Genomic DNA, 3,744 nt, shown 5'->3' on the forward strand with positions numbered 1-3,744 from the left:
GCCCGGGTGGTGAAAGGAAGGCGCGTAACCAGCTTCTTTGCCATCCGCGATGACCTTGAGAACGCTGGCGCCATTTGGGTGGATGAACCGGTGGTCGTGGACGGAAATATCATCACCTCCCGCGTTCCCCAGGATCTTCCCGTGTTCGTCAAAACCCTAATCACCGCGCTACAAAAGTAAAGGTCCGATGCAATGCAGCTTGTTGTTCTTTCGTCACATCGATCTGAGGAAGCTGGCGGAAATCTAACCCCTCCCGTGTTACACTTCATAGAGAGCAGGGCTTTTGGACTGCTGAGAGGGTTGACAGGCCTGAGAGTCGGTAGGGTCCTAAAGCTCATTCTCTGGGAGCTGTTGGGAGGGAAAGGTTGCGGGGGCGAATAAGCTTGATCGGGTGGAAGGGGAAAAAAGATTTCTGTGGGCGGAGAGGGACGTGAGACGTGCTCTAAATCGAGGGCTGGGTTCCTCTTCGGAGGAACGGGGCGGCAAGTTCTCGCCAACCCGCGCTTGGAGCGGACAGCGCCTTCCGCGCTGTCGCTTAGCTGCGAGTCGTTGGGCTGTTATAGGGAGGTGTAACAGTGATTCTCAGAAATTTCTTATTTTTGGATACGGCAACAATGGAGGATTACCTTGCCACCCTTGAAGGTTATGTCACTGAGGGCTCTATAGACCAAACTGAAGTTGAAAAGAGCGACAGAACTGGTAAGGCTGGCTATAAGATTGTGGAGGGGAAAATTGCGTCAGAGAGGGCGACAGAAACTAGGCAAAAATTGGCTGTAACCGATGGGGCCAAATTTCAAAAACTCTACGAGCTGCTGAAAGATTCTGTACAGTTCCTTGACGCCTTTGACGAACAAATCTGGAATCAACTGCGTCGGGGTGAGTTGCTTGAAGTTGATGCTATTATTCGCATTCCTAAGTCCTTTATGCTAACACAAGCCATGGGAGACCTGTCTCCTCTGATGGACATCATCGCTGCTTTTGATGAGGGCGCATTTGCCGATCCCAAAAGCCGAGAAATGCTTAAAAGTATGAGTGCAATTGCTAAAAGAGTGGAAGAAAAACCCATTCCTATACTGTTTGAAGCAACGTCTACGCGTGGTTTTACTTTTGTGGCCCACCTGCCAAGAAGGTACTTGCGGTGCCCACTCTCCGATCTCGAAGGGGAAGCAACTGTGATAGGTAAAATACAGCGCATCTTAGCCAAGGGAACAAAATATGAAGTCTTTAGTCTATTTACAGCTTTTCCGTCTTTCTTGCCAAGCTTGAGCAGAGATCAACGCAATCAAATGGAGCGGGAAATGGTTAAACAAGGACTTGCTGAGGTTGTCAAAGGCCCTGCGATTATCCTTGCTCCCCTAGCTATCTATCGCTGAGGTGGTGTAGAGATATTTATCTTCACTAAACCATGTAGCCTAACCTTTGTTTGGAGAGGCCAGCGCCTTCGGTGTTGCTACTCAAGCGTAGCTTATTAACCGCTGCAGCACTTGCGGCGAAGAAAGTTAAAAGCAATGCTAAAAATACCCATAGTGATCAGCTGCCTCGCCTCAAACCAAGCGTTTTTGGCAAGCAAGAACATCCTCGATCTCAACAAAGCCGATTAGATGATCGAACGCGGAAAAGCTTAACTAAGCTGTACCGGCATAGGGTGGAGTATCTATGTGGATAGCCTTTCGGTAAACAGGCCAAGATATTGTGAACGACCTTGACGAGTTCGGCTTAGGGGGCCTCAAACGGACCAGAATGATAAAGGGGTGCGGTTCCACAACTCTTGAACCAGCCGTATCTGCTAACCTGGATAAGAACGGCAGGCGGTTGAAGCCGCCTGCCGTCTCATGTCAATCTAGAAGTCCACTATCTCCTGTGCCTTGGCAGCTAATCGCAAGGGCGCGTTACTCTCCTTCTCGCTGGACCACTGTGAAAGTGCCGGACCCGCAACGTGACCACTTGACAGGTGGCCATTCATGCGTAATAGGGGGGAAGGTCATGTATGAGGTAAAGCTCCATGTGTGCTGCCCAGGGCTGAGTGGCGGGTGTTTATACCGGAAGGAGAGAGACCAGTAGGTACCCCTCTTATAGATCACGATGTATCGCTCAGGGTTAGGCACTGCTTTACCGTCGATGGTAAACTCCACTATCTCGATCCAGTCAATACAAGGCTCCAATTCCTCTGGGCTGGTACTACCAAGATAGCCAAATTCCCATATCAACCACGTACCAGTGGGTACTTCGTCAGGAGGAAAAATAGTTAAGCCACGCGTGGGTTGGTATGCTGCTGGTTCTCGCCCATATGCGTTTCCAGGCGGATCCTCCTGCACGCCTTTTCCCTCAGGGGTTGGCGCCCCTTGCGTAGTAAATACCACCCCAAGAACAACCACCGCTATAATCACCAAGATCCGTACCTTCATTAATCCTCACCTCCTATCAGGGATATCCTTTCGTGATTGCTTTCCTTTTCTGCGCTGACCACCTCCTTTTTAACATGATACCCGGAATACTCCGGCAACACTTAAAATATTATCTTTTTGCTCCCTCAGCAAGCGCCTCAGTAGCAAGATACAAGCTGGAAAGGCCAGAAAGCACCGTTACAATCTTTGTTTCCATAGCTCATACAGTGCTCGTCCGCCCGTGGTAAGTTCCCAAAGGAAAGGCTGTCATCAACTTAAGTACAAACGCACCTGGAAGCCCTTACGGAGGTTTGTTCGCCGGCGGAAAAAGCGGGGCACCAAAACGGCCTAAGAGAAAGGCCTCTGCGGGCTCTTCCTGAGCGGATCAACCTTGGCCTGCACCCCTTAGATGGAGCCAATTTTGACCTCTTTTTAAGTCAACGTTTTGTAGGCAAATAATGGTCTGCCACCGGATTTTGGGGATGTAAAGATGTGGGCCAAACTAAGCGGCCTGGAAAATGGTGTGGGGTGTGACTCTTGGAGCAGTGACCTAGGGTCGGGCTGCTCGGTCTGAGACACCGCCCCAGGAGAAACCGAGCTCCACAAGTCGGCAAAGGGCCAGAATAATTTGCCATTACTGAGCGAGTCAACAGGACTTTGTCGACTGAGAAAAAAAGCAAAATTGCAGAGAGAGTTAGCCTTTTGAGTGTCCCTTGATTGGGGACCATCTGCCGGCGACTGGCGATCTAGGTTTACCGTTAAGTAGCGCGGTCCCATCGCTTCCGTCAATTCTTTGGGCTATAGATGTAAATTAGAATTGCTTTATAACCCACTCTTTTCTCTGCTTTCTTCCCCGATCCCCGAAAAAACAGCTCCTCCAGAGCTAGCGCAGTCGTCCCTTCACGGGCAAAAATCTTCTCGCCCTTCCAAAAGTTAGTGTGGAATAGGAAAATCACTCGATGATGTGGCGGAAGTTCAGGGAGGCCACGGCGAACATCACAAGGTCGAAGGCGAGGATGGCCGAGAGATTCCAACCTAGCCGGGAAAGGTCGCGGATGAAGGAGCGGCCGGCCGCCACCACGAGTCCACGCCATTCAAAGCCTGCACGGCCTGGCCGTGAATTTTGACCAGGCCCTGGATCTCCAGGGCCGGGCTCATAGGGGGCGAAGATCTCACGGAAACCGCGGGTGTTCGCAATAAAAAAGCGCGGCGGTTTTAACCGCCGCGCTCGTCGGCGCTGCTTTTGGACGTTACTGGCTGTTGTTAGATGGTTCTTGCCACATGGGGCAGCCGAAGAACCCTGGGCCGAAACCTCGACCGAACCCTCGGCCAAATCCGCGGCCAAAGCGCCACATACCAA

4 protein-coding genes are annotated in these 3,744 nt (G+C 51.2%); 3 read left to right on the top strand and 1 reads right to left on the bottom strand.

Annotated features, from left to right (window positions below):
• The 3 genes from H5T41_10785 to H5T41_10795 all read left to right on the top strand — a co-directional run.
• Positions 1-180: DJ-1/PfpI family protein (locus H5T41_10785; protein ID MBC7109244.1), on the top strand; the 180-nt coding region annotated here is incomplete at its 5' end.
• A 12-nt stretch (positions 181-192) separates the two neighbouring features.
• Entirely contained in the window at positions 193-381 is a 189-nt protein-coding gene (locus H5T41_10790) for a hypothetical protein (GenBank protein ID MBC7109245.1), read from the top strand.
• Positions 382-575: 194 nt separating this feature from the next.
• Positions 576-1,373, top strand: a complete 798-nt coding sequence (locus H5T41_10795) for a hypothetical protein (protein ID MBC7109246.1) — start codon at positions 576-578, stop codon at positions 1,371-1,373.
• A gap of 516 nt (positions 1,374-1,889) precedes the next feature.
• On the opposite strand, the gene H5T41_10800 is transcribed toward H5T41_10795, so the two are convergent.
• On the bottom strand, positions 1,890-2,360 hold the full coding sequence (locus H5T41_10800; GenBank protein ID MBC7109247.1) for a hypothetical protein: 471 nt from the start codon (positions 2,358-2,360) through the stop codon (positions 1,890-1,892).
• Between the last annotated feature and the right edge of the window lie 1,384 nt (positions 2,361-3,744).

This window comes from Methanomassiliicoccales archaeon, assembly GCA_014361295.1.
Taxonomy (GTDB): domain Archaea; phylum Thermoplasmatota; class Thermoplasmata; order Methanomassiliicoccales; family JACIVX01; genus JACIVX01.